Below are 21,705 nucleotides of genomic sequence, written 5' to 3' on the forward strand. Positions count from 1 at the left end.
TCGAAGGATGAGCCGAGGCTCGAATGTCTAACTGGCCCAAAGGCGTCGCCCCACGCAACTTCGCACGACATGCCCGGTGCACCTGGACACGAAGCGACTGGCTTCCTGCCATTGCCGCTGCCCTTCGACGGTAAGTCGTCAGAGGTCCGCGGTATATAGGCTCGAAGGCTGCAAAGCTCGTAGGAAATATCTTAGTGATAGTAGAAGAGTGCCGTTATCGGCACGTTTTCAACCCATCGCTCGGGGCTTATATTCAAGTAGAGCGGTTTGCTGCGCCGGGTGAGCGGCGCAGCAAGCTGTCACTTTTACTTGGCGCTCACGCTCACACCGTAAAAGGAGTTCAAGCCAAACGGGCTGATCTTGAAGTCCTGTACTTTGGAGCTCATGGGTTGATAGACCGTCGAGTGCGCAATAGGCGTCATTGGCACGGCGTCTTTCAGGAGGTGTTGCGCCTGTTTGTACAGCTCGGTGCGCTTGGCCTGATCGGACGTTTCCTTGGCCTGATGGATCAGCGTGTCGAACGGCTTGTCGCACCATTTGGCAAAGTTGTTGCCATTCAGGGCGTCGCAGCCGAACAGGGTGCCGAGCCAGTTGTCCGGGTCACCATTGTCACCGCTCCAGCCAATCAGCATGGCGCCGTTTTCGCCATTCTTGGCGCGCTTGATGTACTCGCCCCATTCATAGCTGACGATCTTGGCGTTGATACCGATCTTCTTCCAGTCGGACTGGAGCATCTCGGCCATCAGTTTGGCGTTGGGGTTGTAAGGACGCTGAACCGGCATCGCCCACAGGGTGATTTCGGTGCCTTCCTTGATGCCGGCTTCCTTGAGCAGCTGGCGAGCCTTCTCGGGATCGTACTTGGCGTCCTTGATGGTGGTGTCATAGGACCACTGGGTCGGCGGCATGGCGTTGACCGCCAATTGACCTGCACCCTGATAAACCGAGTCGATGATCTGCTGCTTGTTGACCGCCATGTCCAGTGCCTGACGCACTTTCAATTGAGCCAACGGGTTTGGATGGTCTTCGCCCTTGATCTCAGGCATCACGTTGTAGGCGATGTAACCCAGGTTGAAGCCCGCCTGATCAGGCATCTTCAGGTTTTTGTCGGCCTTGAGCGGTTCGAGGTCGGCAGGACGCGGGTAAGCGGTGATCTGGCATTCGTTTTTCTTGAGCTTCTGTATGCGTACCGAGGGGTCGGTGGTGATGGCGAAGATCAGGTTGTCGACCTTGACGTCCTCAGGCTTCCAGTAGTCCTTGTTGCCGGTGTAGCGAATGTTGGAATCTTTCTGATAGCTCTTGAACACGAACGGGCCAGTGCCGATCGGCTGCTGGTTGATCAGCTCCGGCTTGCCTTCCTTGAGCAGCTTGGCGGCGTACTCTGCAGACTGGATGGACGCGAAGCTCATCGCCATGTTCTGGATGAACGCGGCGTCGACCTTGCCCAGAATGAACTTGACGGTGTGGTCGTCGATCTTCTCGATTTTGGTGATGTTGGTGTCCATCGCCATATCGGTGAAGTACGGGAATTCGGTCGGATACGCTTTGCGGTAAGGCATGTCCTTGTCGATCATGCGATTGAACGTGAACAGCACGTCATCGGCATTGAATTCACGGGTCGGCTTGAAGTACGGCGTGGTGTGGAACTTGACGCCTTCGCGAAGGTGGAAGGTGTACGTCAGGCCGTCGTCGGAGATGTCCCATTTGGTTGCCAGGCCCGGCACTACGGCGGTGCCGCCGCGCTCAAACTGGCTCAGGCGGTTGAAGATGGTCTCTGCCGAGGCGTCGAAGTCAGTACCTGTGGTGTATTGACCTGGATCGAAGCCGGCAGGGCTGCCTTCGGAACAGAACACCAGATTCGATGCAGCGTGAGCGAAAGGTGCGCTGGCGAGCAAGCTGGCGCCGACCAGAAACGGAATGACCGCGTGTTTGAGCATGGTTGCCTCAGTTGTTGTCATTTTTGATTAGAGGGAACGACCTCGTGAGCCGATCCGTCCGATACTTATGCAGGGGCCATACCCAAAGCAAGACAGTGAGGCGAAAGAAGCGACAAAGAGTGGCACGATCGTACAGGAATGTCGCGAAAGTGTAACTTTCTTGAGAGTTGATCGTTTGCGCGATGCTTTTTCGATTGTTTCGCGCACCATTGAGGTGCAACCGGGTGAGAAAAATGCACCCGGTTGGCGCTGTGTTGTTACTTCACTGTTCCCAGGCTGACACCATAAAAGGGTGTCAGGCCGAAGGGACTGATCTTGAAGTCCTGCACTCCCTGACGCATTGGCTGAAACACCTTGGAGTTGGCAATCGGGGTGATCGGCACCTGCTGCTTGAGAATGTGCTGAGCCTGCTTGTAGAGCTTGATGCGCTCATCGCGGTTGCTGGTCAGCTTGGCCTGCTGCACCAGCTTGTCGTAAGCCGGGTCGCACCATTTGGCGTAGTTGCTGCCTTTGACGGCCGCGCAGCTGTAAAGCACGCCGAGCCAGTTGTCGGGGTCGCCGTTGTCACCGGTCCAGCCGTAGATCATTGCGTCATGCTCGCCGGCCTTGGCGCGCTTGATGTATTCGCCCCACTCATAACTGACGATGTTGGCCTTGATACCGATCTTCTCCCAGTCGGACTGGATCATCTGTGCCGACATGCGTGCATTGGGGTTCGACGCGCGCTGGACGGTCATGGCCCACAGATCGATTTTGGTGCCCGGCGCCACACCTGCTTCCTTGAGCAGTTGTCTGGCTTTGGTCAGGTCGTGCGGAGCATCCTTGATGGTCGGATCGAAGCTCCACTGACCCGGCGGCAGGGCATTTTCAGCCAACTGGCCTGCGCTCTGATAAACCGCCTTGATGATCGCCGGCTTGTCGATGGCCATGTCCAGCGCCTGACGCACCTTGAGCTGGTCCAGCGGCGGATGCGTGACGTTGTAGGCCAGGAAGCCGAGGTTGAAGCCCGGCTGACTGAGAACCTTGATTTCCGGGTCCTTTTTCATCTCCTCGATGTCCTGCGGACGCGGATAGCCGCTGACCTGGCATTCGTTGGCCTTGAGCTTCTGCAGACGCACGGCGGCATCGCTGCTGATCGAGAAGATCAGGTTGTCGATCTTCACATCCTCCGGTTTCCAGTACTCGGTATTGCCGACGTAACGGATCTGCGAATCCTTCTGATAGCGCTTGAAGACGAACGGGCCAGTGCCGATGGGCTTCTGGTTCAAGTCCTCGGCCTTGCCTTCCTTGAGCAGTTTGTCTGCGTACTCGGCAGACTGGATGGAGGCGAAGCTCATGGCCAGGTTCTGCACGAAGGCCGCATCGATGTTGTTCAGGGTGAACTTGACGGTCAGCGGGTCGACTTTCTCGACGCTCTTGATCGTCGTATTCAGGCCCATGTCGGTGAAATAGGGCGACTCGGACGGATACGCCTTGCGGAACGGGTGGTTGGCATCGAGCAGGCGGTTGAACGTGAACAGCACGTCATCGGCGTTGAACGTGCGAGTCGGGGTGAAATAATCCGTGGTATGGAATTTCACGCCGTCGCGCAGGTGAAAGGTGTAGGTCAGGCCATCCGGCGAAACGTCCCAGCGCGTGGCCAGGCCTGGCTCCACTTCCGTACCGCCACGCTTGAACTGAGTCAGGCGGTTGAAAACGGTTTCGGCCGAGGCATCGAAGTCGGTACCGCTGGTGTACTGGCTGGGGTCGAAACCGGCCGGGCTGGCTTCAGAGCAGTACACCAGCGTGCTTGCCGCTTGGGCCAAAGGTGCGCAGGCCAGCAGCGCGGTGGTCAACAGCAGCGGTTTGAAAAGTGTGTGTCCCATGGATCCCTCGCGTGGTACGGCAGTAACCGTGCTTGAAAGTCGACAATCAGATAGACAACGGATAGTGCCGTACTTGGTCGGGGTCGGACAATACGCTTACTTGCCGGTAATCCTCGCCCAAAGGTCTGCCAGCGAAACACTTTCGAAAAACACGTCCAGAAAATCGCTGCCGTCCTGGCTGAAACGCTGCAAGTCCTTTTGCGCGCTGCGCTGCAATTGAATTCTGGACTGGTCCAGCTCACTCTTGAGCGTCGCCCGCTCGACCTGTTCGGGATTGGCCTCGGCCCATTCCCGGACAATCGAGTCCTGCCAGTCGCAGTCCATGGGGTGAGTGAAGAACCGCGTAGCTACCTGGACCGGATGTTCGGCACCTTCCTTGCCATGCCATTGGCCCAGCACGGCCTGACCTACTTGCAGCACGGCTTTTCGCGCGAGGGTTGCGGCAAGCACATGCAGCGGGTGCTGCGCATGATCCTTGGCCAGTTGCGAATGTGACGGATCGGTCGAACCGCTGCTATTGGGGTCTTCATCGAGCAGGGTTTGCAGGTCGTCGACGCTGTTGCCGAGCCAGATGGCCAGACTTTGCATGACGACGCCGAATGCATTGCCAAGCAATCGCCCTGGCGTACCGATGAAAGCGTAGAACTGTTCGACCTGTTCGGAGTAAGGCTGGCTGGCCCATTGGTCCCGCGCTTCGAGAAAGGCCTCGTAACCCGCGAGCAGTCGCGGGTCAGGGTGCTCGCCCAGAACGATCTGAATAATCTGGTCGCGCTCGTAACGTTCTCCAGCCTTGATCGCTTCGAACGGCTTTTCGTCTGTCGAGAACAGAATCCTGCCAAGCGGCTCGGCGAGGCTGGCGATGATATCGCTGCCGCCGAACGTACCGGTTACCAGCGGCAGACGGTGCTTGCAGTCTGCTGCGGACGTCCAGGGCAGAATGCGCTCATGGCCGAGCTTGATCAGGCTGAGTTCGGCGAAGTTGGAGTGGGCGAAGAAGTCTTCGAGAATGTGCAACGCCGCGCCCATGTCACGCAGACCGTCGGTAGACCCTGGGCCGCCATTGACCGCCGATTCCAGCCCCGCAGCCATCACTTCCACCGAGCGCTGAATGTAGCGCTTCATCGAGGTGTCAGGGTCGACCTTCAATAGCGGATCGTCAGGCAGCACCCAGGCGTCGAAGTCGGCGTCGCGCTCTTTTGGATTGGCCGGCTTGGGGTCAAGGGTTCTGGGGTTGTCGATGTGTTCGGCAGGGCGATAGACGCCGAGTCGCGCTGCGGTCACGACGAAGCGCGAGCGGTCTATCTTCATCAGATCGGTGAATTCCTTGACTGCCAGCACGTCCACGATGCGCGTCAGTGCGTCACGGGAAAGCAGGTCAGGGAAGCTTTTCGGCATGCTTGTCGCCCTGACGATTTTCGGATCGAGCAATTGCGAATAGTCGCGCAGCCAGTTGCCGAAATAGATCGCGCGGATTTCCTCGGGTCTGAAGCCGGCAGACTCGAGAACACTCTCGATAGCACCGTGGGTATGTTTGTGTTTGTCGCCTTCACCGGCTTCGAATCTTAAGGGGGTTGGAAGCGGCTCGCTGTGGGTAGCCATGTTCTGATCAATGACAGCAGCAGGGTTGCGGGAGGCGTTATGCGGGGGATTCATCCTTGATTCCTTGATGGTAAGCGCGTTGGCCGGGTCGCTTAGCCAGGGCGATAGTGTTCGAAAGTGAGACGGCAAGTTTCGCCAGCCGCGAGGTCACCGACAATCAGGCAGCGCGTCAACAAACGTAGGAGATTGCCGAGGAAGAAGGGGAGAAAGGAGGAGGGGAGCGTGGAAAAGGGCGGTAGTCGACACTACCGCCCTGTCATTCAAGGAATCGCGACTTCGATCACGCCATCCGCCGCGACGCTGACCTGGCTGGTGCCAGCCTCGACGTCGGGTGTCGGGGCTGCGTCTTCACGCGAGGACTTGGCCATCATCATGACCGGCGCGCGCAGATACGGCTGCGGGTAGCCCGAGGTGTTCAGGTTCAGGTTGACCAGCTTGTAGCCTGTACCGCCCAGCGCCTCGGTGACCAGTTGCGCACGAGCCTTGAACGCCGTCACGGCGTCCTTGAGCAGGGCGTCTTCGCTGGTCTTGCGCGTCGATGGCGAAATCGAGAAGTCCATGCCGCCCATTTTCAGGTCGGTCAGCAGCTCGCCGGTCAGCTTGGACAGCACGGCAAAGTCTGCGCTTTCCAGGCGCAGTTCGGCGCGTTCACGCCAGCCGGTGATCTTCTGGCCTTTATCGTCGTAGACCGGGTAGCTGTTGCGGCTGCCCTGGCGAATCTTCACGTCCTTGACCTGGCGCGCCTGCCCCAGCGCCTTGTTCAGCGTCTCGGTGATCTGCGCAGCCAGTTTGGCCGGATCGCTGTCCTGCGCTTCGGTGTACAGCGTGACGAGCATCAGGTCGCGCTGCACCTCCTGATTGACCTCGGCGCGCAATGAAATCTGGTTGTAACGGGCTTCTTCAGCCATGGCGGGCAGGCTGGACAAAGCAGCAGCCAGCGCGACGAGGGTGGCGGCAGGGCGAAGGTTGAACATGAGAGCTCCTTGTTATCAAACGGCCTCCGACGGTGGTCGGGCGGCGCAAAGTGTTCTGACTGTAGCGCTTTGGTCCGGTTCCTGCGATGACCGAGTACTCTGGCGTGCGGTGCGTTGACGCACTTTTTCAGTTTTGCCTCCCGCTTGGTTATACTCGCTGCGATCCGCCTGGAGCACTCATCAGGAGAGCTCATGCTCGCCCCCGTTCAAATGCTTTCAGCCACACGGCAAAACCTGTGGCGCCTGACATTCATCCGTATTCTGGTGCTGGCCGCGCAGGCTGGCTCGGTCGGTATGGCCTGGCTGTTCGACTTTCTGCCGCTGCCGTGGCTGCAGCTATCGATCACTCTGGGCTGCTCGCTGGTGCTCTGCGGGCTGACGGTCATTCGTCTGCGCACCTCGCTGCCGCTCACCGAGCTTGAATATGCGCTGCAACTGGCGCTGGACCTGCTGATTCACAGCGCGCTGCTGTATTACTCGGGCGGCTCGGCCAACCCGTTCGTTTCCTATTATCTGGTGCCGCTGACCATTGCCGCCGCCACGCTGCCATGGCGTTATTCGCTGATTCTGTCCGGCTTTGCGCTGAGTATGTACACCTTGCTGATGGTGCGTTCCTATCCGCTGGAAACCGACTCCATCGCCCGGGAAAACATGCAGATCTACGGCATGTGGCTGAGTTTTGCGCTGGCCGCTGCGGTGATTACCTTTTTTGCTGCGAAGATGGCCGAAGAGCTGCGTCGCCAGGAGCAACTGCGTGCCGAGCGTCGCGAAGAAGGCCTGCGTGATCAGCAGTTGCTCGCCGTCGCGACCCAGGCCGCAGGGGCCGCCCATGAATTGGGAACGCCGCTGGCAACCATGAGCGTGCTGCTCAAGGAAATGCGCCAGGACCACAGCGACCCGGCGTTGCAGGATGACCTGTCCGTGCTGCAGGAGCAGGTCAAGCAGTGCAAGCAGACCCTGCAGCAGCTGGTGCGCGCCGCCGAAGCCAATCGGCGCATGGCCGTCGAATATCAGGCTGCCACCCGCTGGCTGGACGAGTCCCTCAACCGCTGGCATCTGATGCGCCCGGAAGTGAGTTACCGTTTCTATCAATTGGGCAAGGGCGAAGCGCCGATGCTGGCGCCGCCGCCGGACCTGACCCAGGCGCTGCTCAACCTGCTTAACAACGCTGCCGATGCCTGCCCCGATGGCCTTGAAGTCAATCTGGACTGGGACAGTGCGGAAATCTGCATCAGCATTCGCGACCATGGCGCGGGTGTGCCGCTGGCGATTGCCGAACAGATCGGCAAACCGTTCTTTACTACCAAGGGCAAAGGTTTCGGCCTGGGTCTGTTCCTGAGCAAGGCCAGCGTCACCCGTGCGGGTGGCTCGGTGAAGCTCTACAGTCATGAAGAAGGCGGTACGCTCACCGAGCTGCGCCTGCCCCGAGATACGCGAGGAGAAGAAGCATGAGTGACGATGACATCCAGGTCGAAGGCGAAGAGCTGCCGCATCTGTTGCTGGTCGATGACGACGCGACGTTCACCCGTGTGATGGCGAGGGCCATGAGCCGTCGTGGGTTTCGCGTGAGCACCGCCGGCTCGGCTGAAGAAGGGCTGGCCCTGGCGCAACAGGACATCCCCGAATACGCCGCGCTGGACCTGAAGATGGACGGCGATTCCGGTCTGGTGCTGCTGCCCAAGCTGCTGGAAATGGACCCGGACATGCGCGTGGTGATTCTCACCGGTTATTCGAGCATTGCCACGGCGGTCGAAGCGATCAAGCGCGGCGCGTGCAACTACCTGTGCAAACCGGCTGACGCGGATGACGTACTCGCGGCCCTGCTGTCCGAGCACGCCAACCTCGACACGCTGGTCCCCGAGAATCCGATGTCGGTGGATCGCTTGCAGTGGGAGCATATCCAGCGCGTACTGACCGAGCACGAGGGCAATATTTCAGCGACTGCGCGGGCGCTGGGCATGCACCGCCGGACCTTGCAGCGCAAGTTGCAGAAGCGCCCCGTACGGCGTTGATGAAGGTTTTTTCATAGTGATCGCGTAGGCGTTTTTTTGCTTCATTGTGCTCAGGCATCGTACGTTCAAAGAGAGCGAGCCTGAACCACATGAATCGCAATGCTGAATATTCTGCCGTCAACGATACTGTGCAAGGAGCCTTTCTACCCCGGGTCTGGAAGCTGATAACGCCGTACTGGCGCAGTGAGGAAAAAACCACTGCCTGGCTGCTGCTGGTCTCGGTGATCGCGCTGTCGCTGTTCAGCGTGCAGGTCTCGGTGTTCTTCAACAGTTGGTACCGAGACTTTTACAACGCTCTGCAGAACAAGGATCTGGCTGCGTTCACCCACCTGATCCTGTACTTCAGTGGCATCGCCGCGATCGCCATTCTGGCTGCGGTCTATCGCTTGTACCTGACCCAGTTGCTGACCATCCGCTGGCGTCGCTGGCTGACGGAGCAACACTTCGCGCGCTGGCTCGCCGACAAGAATTACTACCAGCTGGAGCAGGGCGGTTACACCGATAACCCTGACCAGCGTCTGTCCGAAGACCTTAACGAGTTCACCACCAGCACGCTCAGCCTGGGGCTGGGGCTGATGAGCTCGGTGGTCAGTCTGGTGTCGTTTTCGGTGATTCTCTGGGGCGTGTCGGGCAGTATCGAGCTGTTCGGCGTGACCATTCCCGGCTACATGTTCTGGGCCGCCATGCTTTATGCGCTGGTGGGCAGCCTGCTGACGCACTGGATCGGCAAGCGGCTGATCCCGTTGAACAACCAGCAGGAGCGATTCGAGGCAGACCTGCGTTTCGCGCTGGTGCGGGTGCGCGAAAACGCCGAAAGCATTGCCTTGTCCGAGGGTGAACGCAATGAAAACCAGCGCCTGAGCGCGCGCTTCATGATGATCTGGAATAACTTCCGGGCCTCGATGAAGGTTCAGAAGCGGCTGACGTTTTTCACCTCGGGCTATTCGCAGATTGCGCTGATCTTTCCGTTCATCGTGGCCGCGCCACGGTATTTCGCCGGCAAGATCGAGCTGGGCGATCTGATGCAGATCAACTCGGCCTTCGGCAACGTGCAGGAGAACTTCAGCTGGTTCATCAGCGCCTATGGCACGCTGGCGTCATGGCGCGCCACCAGCGACCGTCTGCTGAGCTTCCGCCAGGCCATGACTGACAACGAAGATCGGCAGCCGGCCATCGAAAGAATTCACGCCAACGACACGCTGGACCTGCGCAATCTGGGCTTGAGCCTTGCTGGCGGTCGTCAATTGCTGAGCGACGCCAGTCTGCAGGTCGGCGCGGGAGAGCGGGTGATGCTCAGCGGTCGTTCTGGCAGTGGCAAAAGCTCGTTATTGAGGGCGCTGGGCGGTCTCTGGCCCGAGGGTTCGGGACAGATTCGCTTGCCCACCGGCACGGCGCTGTTCCTGCCGCAACGGCCTTACCTGCCCATCGGTACATTGCGTGAGGCGATGAGTTATCCACAACCCGCCGAACATTACCCGGCCCGGCGCTTTGCCGAGGTACTGGAGCAGTGCCGTCTGGAGCATCTGATACCGCGTCTGGACGAAAGCAATCACTGGCAGCGTTTCCTCTCGCCGGGCGAGCAGCAGCGGGTGGCGTTTGCGCGCGCGTTACTGGTCGCGCCGAGCTGGCTGTATGTGGATGAGGCCACCTCGGCCATGGACGAAGATGACGAAGCGGCCATGCATCAGGCAGTCATCGACGGGCTGCCGGGCCTTACGCTGATCAGTGTCGGGCACCGCAGCAGCCTGAAACGCTTCCATGGCCGGCATGTGCGTGTCGAGGGCGGCAAATTGATCGAGCGAGCGTGATCAGCAACGTTTTGAGGTTGATGCTATAGGGGACACGGCGCTTTTGAGGGTGTGATCATACAACCGCTGAGCTATGATTAGCCCATGTTTAGCAGTCCAGAGATCGATGTTGGATGGAAAATCAAAGCGCTCTGCCCCGCGCCCGCAGAAAACACCGCAGCCTCGCGCAGGAGCTGGTGACAGAGCTGTCCGAGCGTATTCGCAGCGGTCAGCTCAAGCGCGGCGACAAACTGCCCACCGAATCCGCAATCATGGAAGAGCAGGGCGTCAGCAGGACGGTCGTGCGTGAGGCGATTTCGCGTCTGCAGGCCTCCGGTCTGGTCGAGACCCGTCATGGCATCGGCACCTTCGTGCTCGACACGCCAAGCCCCAGTGGCTTCCGGATTGACCCGGCGACCATCGTCACCCTGCGTGATGTACTGGCGATTCTCGAATTGCGCATCAGCCTTGAGGTCGAGTCGGCAGGCCTGGCAGCCCAGCGGCGCAGTGATGAACAGCTGGCAGCCATGCGTTCGGCGCTGGACGCGCTCAATGAAAGCGCGGCACACGCCACCGATGCCGTGGCGTCGGACTTCCAGTTCCATCTGCAGATTGCCTTGTCGACCGGCAATCGCTACTTCACCGACATCATGACCCACCTGGGCACCAGCATTATCCCGCGTACCCGGCTGAATTCGGCGCGTCTGGCGCATGATGACCAGCAGCACTACATGGATCGGCTGAGCCGCGAGCACGAAGAAATCTTCGACGCCATCGCCCGCCAGGATTCCGATGCGGCCCGCGCCGCCATGCGCCTGCACCTCACCAACAGCCGCGAACGCCTGCGCCATGCGCATGAAGAGGCTGAATCGCAGCGGGCTTGAGGCTTAAAAAGAGGACGCAGAGCGTCCTGAACTGACCCCGAAAAGTTGGACGGTTGACTATCGTTCCCATGCTCCGCGTGGGAATGCAGTTCGTGACGCTCTGCGTCACACGGCGGTTTTTCGTTGTCAGGTGGATCGAGGTTCGACTCAGGTCACCTTTTCGCCCCTCGGCGAGTCACTTTGAAGGGGCCAAAGTGACCAAAGCCCCTGGCTCTGTTTCCGGCCCGACTTCGTCGGGTTCCTTCGCCCTGTCACTTACGTCGCACTCTGCGTCGTCTGTGCCATCGTGGTAGAAAAGCACTTTTGCGGCAGTGGCTGCGGTTTTGACTATCGTTGCGCACGCTCCAGCGTGGGAATGCCGGTCTTGACGCTCCGCGTCAAACATCTGCGCCGCAGCGTAAAAATCAAAACCGGACCTCGTCCTCTCCCTCTGAAAAAACCCGAAAATCCTTGTTGAGTGATTTTATTATCAGTTGTACGATGACTTACGACATCGGCACTGACCCGGTGATCCTCTAACAATTATGTCCTCCAGGGTGTTCGAATAATGAATCCACAAGAACTGAAGTCCATCCTCTCATCCGGTCTGCTGTCCTTCCCGGTTACCGATTTCAATGCCCAGGGCGACTTCCACCGCGCCGGCTACATCAAACGTCTCGAGTGGCTGGCCCCTTATGGCGCAAGCGCTCTGTTCGCCGCGGGCGGCACAGGTGAGTTTTTCTCCCTGGCTGCCAGCGAATACTCCGAAATCATCAAGACTGCCGTCGACACCTGCGCCACCAGCGTGCCAATCCTGGCCGGTGTAGGCGGTGCGACTCGTCAGGCCATCGAGTACGCTCAGGAAGCCGAGCGTCTGGGCGCCAAGGGCTTGTTGCTGCTGCCGCACTACCTGACCGAAGCCAGCCAGGACGGCGTTGCCGCGCACGTCGAAGCCGTGTGCAAATCGGTGAAGATCGGTGTGGTGGTCTACAACCGTAACGTCTGCCGCCTGACGCCAACCCTGCTGGAACAACTGGCCGAGCGTTGCCCGAACCTGATCGGTTACAAGGATGGCCTGGGTGATATCGAACTGATGGTTTCGATCCGCCGCCGTCTCGGTGACCGCTTCTCGTACCTGGGCGGCCTGCCGACCGCTGAAGTCTATGCCGCGGCCTACAAGGCGCTGGGCGTGCCGGTCTACTCGTCCGCAGTGTTCAACTTCGTACCGAAACTGGCGATGGACTTCTACCACGCCATCGCCCGCGATGATCATCAGGCGGTCGGTAAATACATCGACGATTTCTTCCTGCCTTACCTGGAAATCCGCAACCGCAAGGCTGGCTATGCCGTGAGCATCGTCAAAGCCGGCGCGAAGATCGCCGGTTATGACGCAGGTCCTGTACGCGCACCATTGACCGATCTGACGCCAGACGAGTGCGACATGCTCGCTGCACTGATGGACAAGCAAGGCAAGCAATAACACCTGCCACGACAAAGCCGCTGAGCGATCAGCGGTTTTTTCGTTGCACTGCATGACCCTTACAGGTGGCAGAGGTCGTCGCCGTGACACTGCCAAGGGGCCTGTAACGCTACACCCAAAAAACAGCTTTACCCGCGTAAAAAAATAATCAGTGGGAGCTCTACCATGCAAAAGTCCAAGCCGACGCACGTCCGCTATTTGATCCTGTTGATGCTGTTTCTGGTCACTACGATCAACTACGCCGACCGCGCCACCATCGCTATCGCTGGTTCCAGCATTCAGAAAGACCTGGGCATCAGTGCCGTCACGCTGGGCTATATTTTCTCCGCATTCGGCTGGGCCTACGTGGCCGGTCAGATTCCCGGTGGCTGGCTGCTCGACCGTTTCGGGTCGAAGAAAGTCTACGCCATGAGCATTTTCACCTGGTCGCTGTTCACCCTGCTGCAAGGCTATGTGGGCGAGTTCGGCGTCTCCACGGCAATCGTTGCGCTGTTCATGCTGCGCTTTCTGGTCGGTCTGGCCGAAGCGCCGTCCTTCCCGGGCAACGCGCGCATTGTCGCCGCCTGGTTCCCGACTGCCGAACGCGGTACTGCTTCGGCGATCTTCAACTCGGCGCAGTACTTCGCCACCGTACTGTTCGCTCCGCTGATGGGCTGGATTGTCTACACCTACGGCTGGCAGCACGTGTTCGTCGTGATGGGCGCGTTCGGTATCGTGTTCTCCATGATCTGGATGAAGGTCATCTACGGCCCGCGCAACCACCCGATGATCAACGAGGCCGAACTGGAGCACATTTCCAGCAATGGCGCGCTGGTCGATCTGGATCAGGACAAGAGCAAAGGCGCGCAAAAAACAGCCAGCAGCGGTCCCAAGTGGGATTACATCCGCCAGTTGCTGACCAACCGCATGATGCTGGGTATCTACCTCAGCCAATACTGCATCAACGGCATCACCTACTTCTTCCTGACCTGGTTCCCGGTGTACCTGGTTCAGGAGCGCGGCATGACCATCCTCAAGGCCGGCATCATCGCGTCTCTGCCAGCGATCTGCGGTTTCATCGGCGGCGTGTTGGGCGGGATCATTTCCGACTACCTGCTGCGCAAGGGCCATTCGCTGACCTTCGCACGCAAGGCGCCGATCATCGGTGGCCTGCTGCTGTCGACCTCGATCGTGACCTGCAACTATGTCGATATCGAATGGGTGGTCGTGGGCTTCATGGCCCTGGCATTCTTCGGCAAGGGCGTGGGTGCGCTGGGCTGGGCTGTGATGTCCGACGTATCGCCCAAGCAGATCGCCGGTTTGAGCGGCGGCCTGTTCAACACCTTCGGTAACATTGCATCGATCACCACTCCGATCGTGATTGGCTACATCATCAGCAGCACCGGCTCGTTCAAATGGGCGCTGGTGTTCGTGGGCGCCAACGCGCTGCTGGCGGTGATCAGTTACATTTTCATCGTGGGTGAAATCAAGCGTGTGGAATTGAAAGAGCCGCCTGCCAAGGGGCCATTGCTGAACGACTCGGTCAGCGACCTTTCCGAAGCAAAATCCTGAGGAAACCGTGATGAACCTGATTCAACATGCCGATTCGCCACGTTATATCCGGCTGCATCCGCTGGATAACGTCGTGGTTGTGGTCAACGACCAGGGTGTACCGGCCGGAACCGAATTCGACAACGGCCTGGTCACTGTCGATAACGTACCGCAGAGCCACAAGGTCAGTACCGTTGACCTGGCCGTGGGCGAGGCCGTGATTCGTTACGGCCACACCATTGGCTACGCACTGCAACCGATACCCCGCGGCAGTTGGGTCAGGGAAGACCAGTTGCGCATGCCTTCCGCGCCTGCGCTCGACAGCCTGCCGATGTCCGATGCCGTGCCGGAAAAGCAGGCGCCGCTCGAGGGTTACACCTTCGAAGGCTATCGCAACGCCGACGGCACCGTGGGCACTCGCAACATTCTGGGCATCACCACCACCGTGCAGTGCGTGACCGGTGTGCTCGACCATGCGGTCAAACGCATCCGTGACGAGTTGTTGCCCAAGTATCCGAACGTCGATGACGTCGTGGCGCTGACCCACAGCTATGGCTGCGGCGTGGCCATTACGGCCACCGATGCCTACATCCCGATCCGCACGGTGCGCAATCTGGCACGCAACCCGAATCTGGGCGGCGAGGCGCTGGTGATCAGCCTGGGCTGTGAGAAGCTGCAGGCCGGGCAGGTCATGCATGAGGGCGACAGCTCGGTGGACCTCAGCGAGCCTTGGCTGTATCGCCTGCAGGACTCCAGCCACGGTTTCAATGAAATGATCGAGCAGATCATGGAGCTGGCCGAGACGCGTTTGAAAAAGCTGGATCTGCGGCGTCGCGAAACGGTTCCGGCGTCCGAGTTGATTCTGGGCATGCAGTGCGGCGGCAGTGATGCGTTTTCCGGCATTACCGCCAACCCGGCACTGGGTTACGCATCGGATCTGCTGCTTCGCGCTGGTGCGACAGTGATGTTCTCCGAAGTAACCGAAGTGCGGGATGCCATCTATTTGCTGACTTCCCGCGCACAGGATCAGGACGTCGCACAGGCGCTGGTGCGGGAGATGGACTGGTACGACCGCTATCTGGCCAAAGGCGAGGCAGATCGCAGCGCCAACACCACGCCGGGCAACAAGAAGGGCGGGTTGTCGAATATCGTCGAGAAGTCTCTGGGATCGATCGTCAAATCAGGCAGCAGCGCCATCAACGGCGTACTCGGCCCGGGCGAGCGGGTCAGCGGCAAGGGATTGATCTTCTGCGCGACACCGGCCAGTGACTTCGTCTGCGGCACCTTGCAACTGGCTGCCGGCATGAACCTGCACGTGTTCACCACAGGACGCGGTACGCCGTATGGTCTGGCGATGGCGCCGGTGGTGAAGGTTTCGACCCGTACCGAACTGGCCCAGCGCTGGCCTGACCTGATCGATATAGACGCCGGACGCATCGCGACCGGACGCGCGAGCATCGAGGACCTGGGCTGGGAGCTTTTCCACTTCTACCTGGACGTGGCCAGCGGCAAGAAGAAGACCTGGACCGAGCATTACCGCCTGCACAACGACATCACGCTCTTCAACCCGGCACCGATTACCTGACTGGAGCGTCACGAACGGCATGCCCACGCTGTAGACTGCAGTTCCCGACGCTCTGCGTCGCAAGAGGACGCGGAGCGTCCAGAAAGGCATACGACGCAGAGCGCCGCACGATAGTTGAGATGATCGTTCCGCACGCTCCGCGTGGGAATGCAGTTCCCGACGCTCTGCGTCGCAAGAGGACGCAGAGCGTCCGGAAAGGCATACGACGCAGAGCGCCGCACGATCGTTGAGATGATCGTTCCGCATGCTCCGCGTGAGGAACGATGTGCGGGTGAATACGCCTATCGTGCCCAAGCTCTGCCTGGGCATGCCGTTCTGAACGCTCTGCGTCCGTTCTTGCCTCTGCGCTGAGCACCCGGTCACAATCCGAAATATTCTCTGAACTTTAAGGCTCTTTTTGACCTCTTCTACAGTAGGGCAGCCGGTCTGGTTGCCTTCGTTGATGGTGCAGGAGATTTCAAATGGGTTGGATATCGGAAAATCATTTGTGGATGTTCGCAGCGCTGACCGCCCTGATCGTGATTTCGGACATCTGGGCAGTACTGCGTATTCGCAAGAGCAAGACACAATCCAGCAACAAGCTGATGTGGATCATTGTCGTTGTTGCCGTGCCGATCGTTGGCGTGCTGGCTCTGCTGATTGCGGGTCCGAGTCATGTGGACACACCGGCCAGACCTGAGCAGCAAAGCACCAAGTACTGACCCCGCTTTTCAAAAATACCCCGCCTGCGGGCGTGGGTATTTTCCCTCGTAGACCGCTCCCTTCTGTTTTTCGACACCTTTGCTCACGAAGGTGAAATATCGGCTGGCAAAAATAAAAATCTCTGCAATTCTTCTGCAATGGTGAGGTGTTTACATGCTTGCCATCCAGACCTGAACAAGGAGAAAGCGTATGTCGATCTTGACCAAGTGGGCGTTACAGGCAGCTGCGTTGTTTGTGCTGGGCTGGATGGCAGTTTCGGTGGCGAGCTGGAGCAATCACGTTGCCAATGGCACCGGCAGTGATCGGCTGGCAGAGCTGAATGCTGGCGTATTGAGCAGCCAGGTGCTGGCTGTGTCATCGTCTCCCACAGCGCAAGGCGAGTAATCCTGCCGCATCAGCGCGGGAGCACCGGCACTTTTCTGCAGGCAAAAAAATGGCCCACAACGGGGTGGGCCAAATGGGATTCATCAAAGGAGTAGGGCCAATTTACGCAGCCGGACGTGAAGGGGATGTGAAACGGATGTCATGGAAACGAGAAGTGGTTGGATAATTCAAGCGGCGTCATGACGGGGTGAAACAGCGTCGCCCATTGCCTGGCAACGCTGTATGGATTAATTCGCGGGGAGGGCGTCGGTCTAGCGGGCTGCCGCCTGAACGCTTATTTCAGCGGCTGCGCGGCGTGCCATATGCGGCAGCGAATGAGGCGCGTCGATTCTGGATTTCATGCGGTCGGCAAATTCTCTGGCTTCCTGCCAGCTCCGGCATTTGACCGGGTAGTCGTCCAGTATTACAACCCAAGCGTCGCCATATACACCTTCTTCAATTCGGATGAGCATTGTTGGCATCTCCTTTCAGTGAGGGTAAGTCTGTGCCGGGTCATCGGCGCTAAAGCAGACGCACAAAATCCTGCGCCGAAAATCGGTGTCTCGCTACAAAAAATTACAATTCCCGATGAGTGCGCACAGCCTGCCAGCAAACGGGCTCTGCGGCTATCGAGGCTGTGTTCGTGGGCAAGCCTGACTCAGAAATGTGACAGGCTGATGGATAAGCGCCGATCAGAACGCCAGCTTGAAGCCGATGGTGCCCAGCATGATGGCCAGGAAGGGTCGTAGCAGGTCATCGGAGACGCGGCCGGCCATATGGCTGCCCAAGTAGATACCGGGCAGTGAGCCCATCAGCAGCCAGCCCAGCAATTCCCAGTTCATGTTGCCCATGCTCGCATGACCCAGGCCTGCGACCAGCGTGAGAGGCACCGCGTGGGCGATCTCCGTACCCACCAGACGCCGGGTCGGCAGCAGTGGATAGAGGATGAACAATGCCACCGTGCCCAGCGCGCCCGCACCGATGGAGGTGAGAGCGACCATGGTGCCGAGGATCAGGCCGGTGATGACGGTCAGTACCGTCAGGCTGGTGCCGCTGAAAAACGAGTAGCCGTCCCCTCGCCGGTGAGCGAAGGCCAGCAGTTTTTTCTTGAACAGCACGGCGAGTGCAGTGAGCAGCAGCACGAACCCGAGTGCCTGTTTGATGATCGCATTGAGCGCTTCGGGAGCGGTATGCAGGGTGCTCAGAAACCACAGCGTCATGAGCACCGCCGGGACGCTGCCCAGAGTCAGCAGCCCGGTGACTTTCCAGTCGATGTTGTCGTGCTTGCGATGGACCAGAACCCCGCCGGATTTGGTAATCGCCGCGTACAGCAAGTCAGTGCCGACCGCCGTGGCCGGATTGATGCCGAACCACAACAGGATCGGCGTCATCAGCGAGCCGCCGCCGACCCCGGTCATGCCAACGATGAAACCGACTACCAGCCCTGCAACGACAAAACCCAGACCACCCGCTTCCATATCCAACCTTTTTCAAGCAAACGCATAGGCAAAAAGTGGCGGGCAGCATAACGGCTTGTGGTGTAAACGGTTATGAAGATGTGTTCTAAGGTTATAACCGTTTGTCGCGCACGATTGCCGCTTCTGCGGCTTGCGCAGCACTCTGCAGGAGTTGGTTCGGACCAATCCAGTTCAGAAGAGCCTCGGCTTCCATGGGTTTGGCGATCAGGTAGCCCTGGCCTTCATCGCAGCCCCATTGTTTGACCAGGCGACGAATCTCATCGGTTTCGATGCCCTCGGCCACGACGCAGTAACCGAGTTTCTTGGCCAGGCCGATCAATGCCTTGACCAGACGCTGATCGGTTTTGTCGGACGCCAGATTGCGGATCAGCGACTGGTCGAGCTTGACCGTCGTCGCAGGCAACTGCCGCAGATAATTCCAGTTGCTGTAGCCCGTGCCGAAGTCATCGATTGCCACATCCATGCCCATCTGACGCATGCGCTCCAGCTGGTGGCGTACTTCTGCCGGGTTGTGCATCAACGCGCCTTCAGTGAACTCCAGCTCGAAGCGGGTAGGGTCGATCTTGTGCTTGCCCAGCAGACGGATCATCCGGTCGGTGAACGCCGGGCCGGTGAGGTCTCCGGGCGTCACGTTGATCGCAATACGGAAATCGAAGCCCTGTTGCTGCCAGCGAGCGGCCTGTTCGATGGCACGGGTCAGCACCCAAAGGCTCAGCGGGCGCATCAGCGCGGTCTTCTCGGCCAGCGGCACGAACTCGGCAGGCCCGATGGCCCCGAGCGTGGGGTGATTCCAGCGCAGCAAGGCCTCTACCGACGTGCACAGGCCGGAGTCGAGGTCGATGCGCGGCTGGTAGACCAGACGCAGTTGATCGTCAGCGTGCACCGCTCCGGTCAACGAACTCAGCAGTTTGAAAGCACGCTGCTGGGCGGCGTCGAAGTGCGGTTCATACATCGCCCAGCCGAGATCACGATCGCGGGCATCGTCGGCGGCGCTGATCACCATGCGCATCCAGTCCTGTTCTTCGACCGGATTGCGGTTCAGGGTCACGACCCCGAGCCCGACCTGCATCTGAACGGGAATGCCCCGACACTCAACGGGCGTCTCGAAGTCTTTGAGGATGGTGCGGAACAGGTGTTCGGGGGTACGTTCCCCTGCCAACAGAAAGCCGAAGCGCGTAGGGCTGACCTTGTACAGTGAGCAGGTTGGCGGCAGCAGGCTCTCCAGGCGGCTCTTGATCGCCGTCACCAGATCCTGCGAAAAGCTGTAACCCAGGGCCTTGACGATGTCGTTGAGGAACGCGGAGGTAATCATGTCCACCACGACCAACTGATAATCGACACTGGATGCCACTGCCTGAGTGATGTCTTCCTGCAGGCGTGAGCGGTTGTACAAGCCGGTGGGCTGATCAATGAAGCAACTGAGCCTGAGGCCGACAATGCGCTTCATGACCAGCGACGCAAAGCGCTTGAGCATCTCGGTCTGGTATTCGGTCATCGGCTCGCGCGGCTTGGTATCGATCACGCACAGACTGCCCAGAGCAATGCCGTCATCGGTGATCAGTGGCGCGCCTGCGTAGTAACGAATGTCAGGATGGCCGGTCACCAGGCTGTTGTTCACGAAGCGCTGGTCGAGCGTCGCGTCGGGAATCTCGAACAGCGTGTCGGACAGGATGGTGTAGGCGCAGAAGGACACGTTACGCGGTGTTTCACGGGCATTCAGGCCCACCCTGGCACGGAACCACTGACGGTGCTCATCGACGATCGAGATCAAGGCAATCGGCGTCTCGAAAAATGCAGCGGTCATCGCGACGATTTCATCGAATACGTCATCGGACGTATCTTCAAGTACGCACAGCTCCCGTATGCGCAACAGACGTTGCGTTTCATTCAGAGGAATAGGGGCGCTGGCGTTCATGACGATTCTCAATGGATACTCGATGATGACTATATGACATCACGAAACTCACTTTAACAGACGAAAAGATTCCGACCACAGCGGCGAGATACCGATTAATCGGCCGCAGATCGGATTTTTTGAACGGCATCGTTGTTCAAGCCGCGCACGGCGAGGGGTTGGCCGTTTGTTTACGGGATGTGGCAAGCACTACCATTCGTCGACTGGCCGAAAATAAGTGAATCGAGCGTCATCATGCAGGCGCTTCGGCTACCTTTTTTACGTGCTGAGTGAGCAAAGGCTTCATCGTATGAAGGCGTGTGTTGCTTGCCTGCTCTCTCTGAAAATGAGCTCACCCATCGCAAGATAATCAGGAGCCACACCATGAACATCGAGGTGCGACCCGCCCGCATGGCGGACGCTGATGCCATCAGTCGCGTGGTATTGGCGGCCTTGCGAACCAGCAATGCCAAGGACTATCCCGCCAGTGTGATCGAGCGCGTGCAATTGAGTTTCAGCCCGGCTGCGATCGAGCGGCTCATGCAGCAGCGGCAAGTATTCGTGGCGTCAGAGGGCAACGTGGTGGTGGGCACTGCGAGTCTGGAGGGAGAGATCGTGCGTTCGGTATTCGTCGACCCTGACAGGCATCGGCAGGGGATCGGGCGTTTGTTGATGGCCGAGCTGGAGGTTGTCGCACGCAAGGCGGGCGCGGCGCGGATGGTTGTACCGTCATCCTTGACTGCGCGGGAGTTCTATCTGGCACTGGGCTTCAGCGTGGTGCGGGAACATCTGGAGGGAGAAGAGCGCACGTTTATCATGGAGCGGCAACTGTGCGTCTGAGGCATTCCATGCCTTAAGCGGTAACTTCCTGCATTTCCTGAAGTTGATAGTGCGCGTACAGCGTGCTGGCGATCAGCGTACAGAATACTTTCAGGGTATCGAGGGTATTGGCATCATCGAGTGGCGCAGGCTTGGTATCCAGGCCGCACAGGGTGCCGAAGAAATCGCCGTTGGGAAAAATGATCGGCAACGAGAAATAGCTCTGGAAACCATACATTTTAGTAATGGGATGTTCTGCGTAGACGGGGTCGGTCGCGACTTCGTTGATCACGATAGGCTGGCGATGCTGACGCAATTCATTGCAGAACGTGGTCTCCAGCTTGAGCTGATGACCGGCTTCCAGCCCGAACTGGATTTCGTCGTAAACAGCGCATGCAGTCCAGCTGGCCTCGGTGACTTTGGCGATTGCCGCAAATCTCAGCCCGGTCAGCCGGGTTACCAGCCGTAGCAGACTGGAAGTGGCCTCGATTTCACTGATGACTGCCAGCTCTGCGGAAGTCAGGTTGTTGTTCAAAATGTCTCATCCTGGTCATAAAAGCACTGATGCGGCCTTGGCAGTACGCCGGGCGCTGCCGATCCCGTGCAGGAAGTGATCGTGTCATACCTGATCGTGGCTTACATGAAATATTTTGTTGTTCGCCGCCAACTATCGAATGAGTTTAATGCCCCTGTCAACGTTACGGGCTTTTTCAATTAGTCTGAGCTGGTCAACAGGTCTTCATGGATCCTATTTCAACTAGTGAAGGCAATGCGTCTGACAGGCTGTCAGCAGAGGGGGGCGGCTTGCAGGTTTTGAAAG

Annotated in this window: 18 protein-coding genes; 10 read left to right on the top strand and 8 right to left on the bottom strand. The window is 58.9% G+C overall.

Annotated elements, in window-relative coordinates; all coding sequences use genetic code 11:
* Positions 1-305: 305 nt before the first annotated feature.
* The 4 genes from LIX91_RS12020 to LIX91_RS12035 all read right to left on the bottom strand — a co-directional run bounded on the left by LIX91_RS12020 (position 306) and on the right by LIX91_RS12035 (position 6,372).
* The gene (locus LIX91_RS12020; protein ID WP_003419025.1) at positions 306-1,934 is read right to left on the bottom strand and encodes an ABC transporter substrate-binding protein; all 1,629 of its coding nucleotides are present in this window, start codon (positions 1,932-1,934) and stop codon (positions 306-308) included.
* A 257-nt stretch (positions 1,935-2,191) separates the two neighbouring features.
* Entirely contained in the window at positions 2,192-3,799 is a 1,608-nt protein-coding gene (locus tag LIX91_RS12025) for an ABC transporter substrate-binding protein (protein ID WP_226488531.1), read from the bottom strand.
* Positions 3,800-3,895: 96 nt separating this feature from the next.
* Complete coding sequence (locus tag LIX91_RS12030) at positions 3,896-5,452, bottom strand: HET-C-related protein (RefSeq protein WP_003419021.1); 1,557 nt, start codon at positions 5,450-5,452, stop codon at positions 3,896-3,898.
* A gap of 206 nt (positions 5,453-5,658) precedes the next feature.
* Positions 5,659-6,372, bottom strand: a complete 714-nt coding sequence (locus LIX91_RS12035; RefSeq protein WP_003419020.1) for an SIMPL domain-containing protein — start codon at positions 6,370-6,372, stop codon at positions 5,659-5,661.
* A 192-nt stretch (positions 6,373-6,564) separates the two neighbouring features.
* Between LIX91_RS12035 and LIX91_RS12040 the strand changes: the two genes are divergently transcribed.
* The 9 genes from LIX91_RS12040 (at position 6,565) to LIX91_RS12080 (ending at position 16,715) form a co-directional block, all read left to right on the top strand.
* Positions 6,565-7,824: an ATP-binding protein gene (locus LIX91_RS12040; RefSeq protein ID WP_003419018.1), complete on the top strand. Its 1,260-nt coding sequence runs from the start codon at positions 6,565-6,567 to the stop codon at positions 7,822-7,824.
* Positions 7,821-8,384, top strand: a complete 564-nt coding sequence (locus LIX91_RS12045) for a response regulator transcription factor (RefSeq protein WP_003395104.1) — start codon at positions 7,821-7,823, stop codon at positions 8,382-8,384. The genes LIX91_RS12040 and LIX91_RS12045 overlap by 4 nt, the downstream gene beginning before the upstream one ends.
* An 89-nt stretch (positions 8,385-8,473) precedes the next feature.
* Positions 8,474-10,192: an ABC transporter ATP-binding protein/permease gene (locus LIX91_RS12050; RefSeq protein ID WP_226488532.1), complete on the top strand. Its 1,719-nt coding sequence runs from the start codon at positions 8,474-8,476 to the stop codon at positions 10,190-10,192.
* Positions 10,193-10,305: 113 nt separating this feature from the next.
* Complete coding sequence (locus LIX91_RS12055) at positions 10,306-11,055, top strand: FadR/GntR family transcriptional regulator (protein WP_003313750.1); 750 nt, start codon at positions 10,306-10,308, stop codon at positions 11,053-11,055.
* 547 nt (positions 11,056-11,602) lie between these two features.
* Entirely contained in the window at positions 11,603-12,514 is a 912-nt protein-coding gene (gene kdgD, locus LIX91_RS12060) for a 5-dehydro-4-deoxyglucarate dehydratase (RefSeq protein ID WP_003313748.1), read from the top strand.
* Positions 12,515-12,679: 165 nt separating this feature from the next.
* Positions 12,680-14,065 carry an MFS transporter gene (locus tag LIX91_RS12065; protein ID WP_100072553.1) on the top strand — a complete coding sequence of 462 codons (1,386 nt, stop codon included), beginning with the start codon at positions 12,680-12,682 and terminating at the stop codon, positions 14,063-14,065.
* A 10-nt stretch (positions 14,066-14,075) separates the two neighbouring features.
* On the top strand, positions 14,076-15,629 hold the full coding sequence (gene garD, locus LIX91_RS12070; protein ID WP_003368648.1) for a galactarate dehydratase: 1,554 nt from the start codon (positions 14,076-14,078) through the stop codon (positions 15,627-15,629).
* Positions 15,630-16,090: 461 nt separating this feature from the next.
* The gene (locus LIX91_RS12075; RefSeq protein WP_032703244.1) at positions 16,091-16,330 is read left to right on the top strand and encodes a PLDc N-terminal domain-containing protein; all 240 of its coding nucleotides are present in this window, start codon (positions 16,091-16,093) and stop codon (positions 16,328-16,330) included.
* A gap of 190 nt (positions 16,331-16,520) precedes the next feature.
* A complete protein-coding gene (locus LIX91_RS12080; protein WP_046237380.1) occupies positions 16,521-16,715 on the top strand; it encodes a hypothetical protein in 195 nt (64 codons plus the stop codon).
* A 251-nt stretch (positions 16,716-16,966) separates the two neighbouring features.
* Here LIX91_RS12080 and LIX91_RS12085 read toward each other — a convergent pair whose 3' ends face one another.
* From LIX91_RS12085 to LIX91_RS12095, 3 genes are all read right to left on the bottom strand, one after another.
* A complete protein-coding gene (locus LIX91_RS12085) occupies positions 16,967-17,167 on the bottom strand; it encodes a hypothetical protein (protein WP_003313743.1) in 201 nt (66 codons plus the stop codon).
* A 219-nt stretch (positions 17,168-17,386) separates the two neighbouring features.
* The gene (locus LIX91_RS12090; RefSeq protein WP_003419013.1) at positions 17,387-18,172 is read right to left on the bottom strand and encodes a sulfite exporter TauE/SafE family protein; all 786 of its coding nucleotides are present in this window, start codon (positions 18,170-18,172) and stop codon (positions 17,387-17,389) included.
* A gap of 91 nt (positions 18,173-18,263) precedes the next feature.
* The gene (locus LIX91_RS12095) at positions 18,264-20,087 is read right to left on the bottom strand and encodes an EAL domain-containing protein (RefSeq protein ID WP_003419009.1); all 1,824 of its coding nucleotides are present in this window, start codon (positions 20,085-20,087) and stop codon (positions 18,264-18,266) included.
* Positions 20,088-20,450: 363 nt separating this feature from the next.
* On the opposite strand from LIX91_RS12095, the gene LIX91_RS12100 reads away from it, so the two are divergent.
* The gene (locus tag LIX91_RS12100; RefSeq protein ID WP_003419007.1) at positions 20,451-20,906 is read left to right on the top strand and encodes a GNAT family N-acetyltransferase; all 456 of its coding nucleotides are present in this window, start codon (positions 20,451-20,453) and stop codon (positions 20,904-20,906) included.
* A 13-nt stretch (positions 20,907-20,919) separates the two neighbouring features.
* On the opposite strand, the gene LIX91_RS12105 is transcribed toward LIX91_RS12100, so the two are convergent.
* Positions 20,920-21,420: a GAF domain-containing protein gene (locus LIX91_RS12105; RefSeq protein ID WP_004411778.1), complete on the bottom strand. Its 501-nt coding sequence runs from the start codon at positions 21,418-21,420 to the stop codon at positions 20,920-20,922.
* Positions 21,421-21,705: the final 285 nt, after the last annotated feature.

The organism is Pseudomonas sp. B20 (assembly GCF_020515755.1).
GTDB classification, from domain to species: domain Bacteria; phylum Pseudomonadota; class Gammaproteobacteria; order Pseudomonadales; family Pseudomonadaceae; genus Aquipseudomonas; species Aquipseudomonas syringae.

Coding starts and splice junctions, on each gene's coding strand:
- LIX91_RS12020 (WP_003419025.1), bottom strand. CDS start 1,934: ATGCTCAAACACGCGGTCATTCCGTTTCTGGTCGGCGCCAGCTTGCTC.
- LIX91_RS12025 (WP_226488531.1), bottom strand. CDS start 3,799: ATGGGACACACACTTTTCAAACCGCTGCTGTTGACCACCGCGCTGCTG.
- LIX91_RS12030 (WP_003419021.1), bottom strand. CDS start 5,452: ATGAATCCCCCGCATAACGCCTCCCGCAACCCTGCTGCTGTCATTGAT.
- LIX91_RS12035 (WP_003419020.1), bottom strand. CDS start 6,372: ATGTTCAACCTTCGCCCTGCCGCCACCCTCGTCGCGCTGGCTGCTGCT.
- LIX91_RS12040 (WP_003419018.1), top strand. CDS start 6,565: ATGCTCGCCCCCGTTCAAATGCTTTCAGCCACACGGCAAAACCTGTGG.
- LIX91_RS12045 (WP_003395104.1), top strand. CDS start 7,821: ATGAGTGACGATGACATCCAGGTCGAAGGCGAAGAGCTGCCGCATCTG.
- LIX91_RS12050 (WP_226488532.1), top strand. CDS start 8,474: ATGAATCGCAATGCTGAATATTCTGCCGTCAACGATACTGTGCAAGGA.
- LIX91_RS12055 (WP_003313750.1), top strand. CDS start 10,306: ATGGAAAATCAAAGCGCTCTGCCCCGCGCCCGCAGAAAACACCGCAGC.
- kdgD (WP_003313748.1), top strand. CDS start 11,603: ATGAATCCACAAGAACTGAAGTCCATCCTCTCATCCGGTCTGCTGTCC.
- LIX91_RS12065 (WP_100072553.1), top strand. CDS start 12,680: ATGCAAAAGTCCAAGCCGACGCACGTCCGCTATTTGATCCTGTTGATG.
- garD (WP_003368648.1), top strand. CDS start 14,076: ATGAACCTGATTCAACATGCCGATTCGCCACGTTATATCCGGCTGCAT.
- LIX91_RS12075 (WP_032703244.1), top strand. CDS start 16,091: ATGGGTTGGATATCGGAAAATCATTTGTGGATGTTCGCAGCGCTGACC.
- LIX91_RS12080 (WP_046237380.1), top strand. CDS start 16,521: ATGTCGATCTTGACCAAGTGGGCGTTACAGGCAGCTGCGTTGTTTGTG.
- LIX91_RS12085 (WP_003313743.1), bottom strand. CDS start 17,167: ATGCTCATCCGAATTGAAGAAGGTGTATATGGCGACGCTTGGGTTGTA.
- LIX91_RS12090 (WP_003419013.1), bottom strand. CDS start 18,172: ATGGAAGCGGGTGGTCTGGGTTTTGTCGTTGCAGGGCTGGTAGTCGGT.
- LIX91_RS12095 (WP_003419009.1), bottom strand. CDS start 20,087: ATGAACGCCAGCGCCCCTATTCCTCTGAATGAAACGCAACGTCTGTTG.
- LIX91_RS12100 (WP_003419007.1), top strand. CDS start 20,451: ATGAACATCGAGGTGCGACCCGCCCGCATGGCGGACGCTGATGCCATC.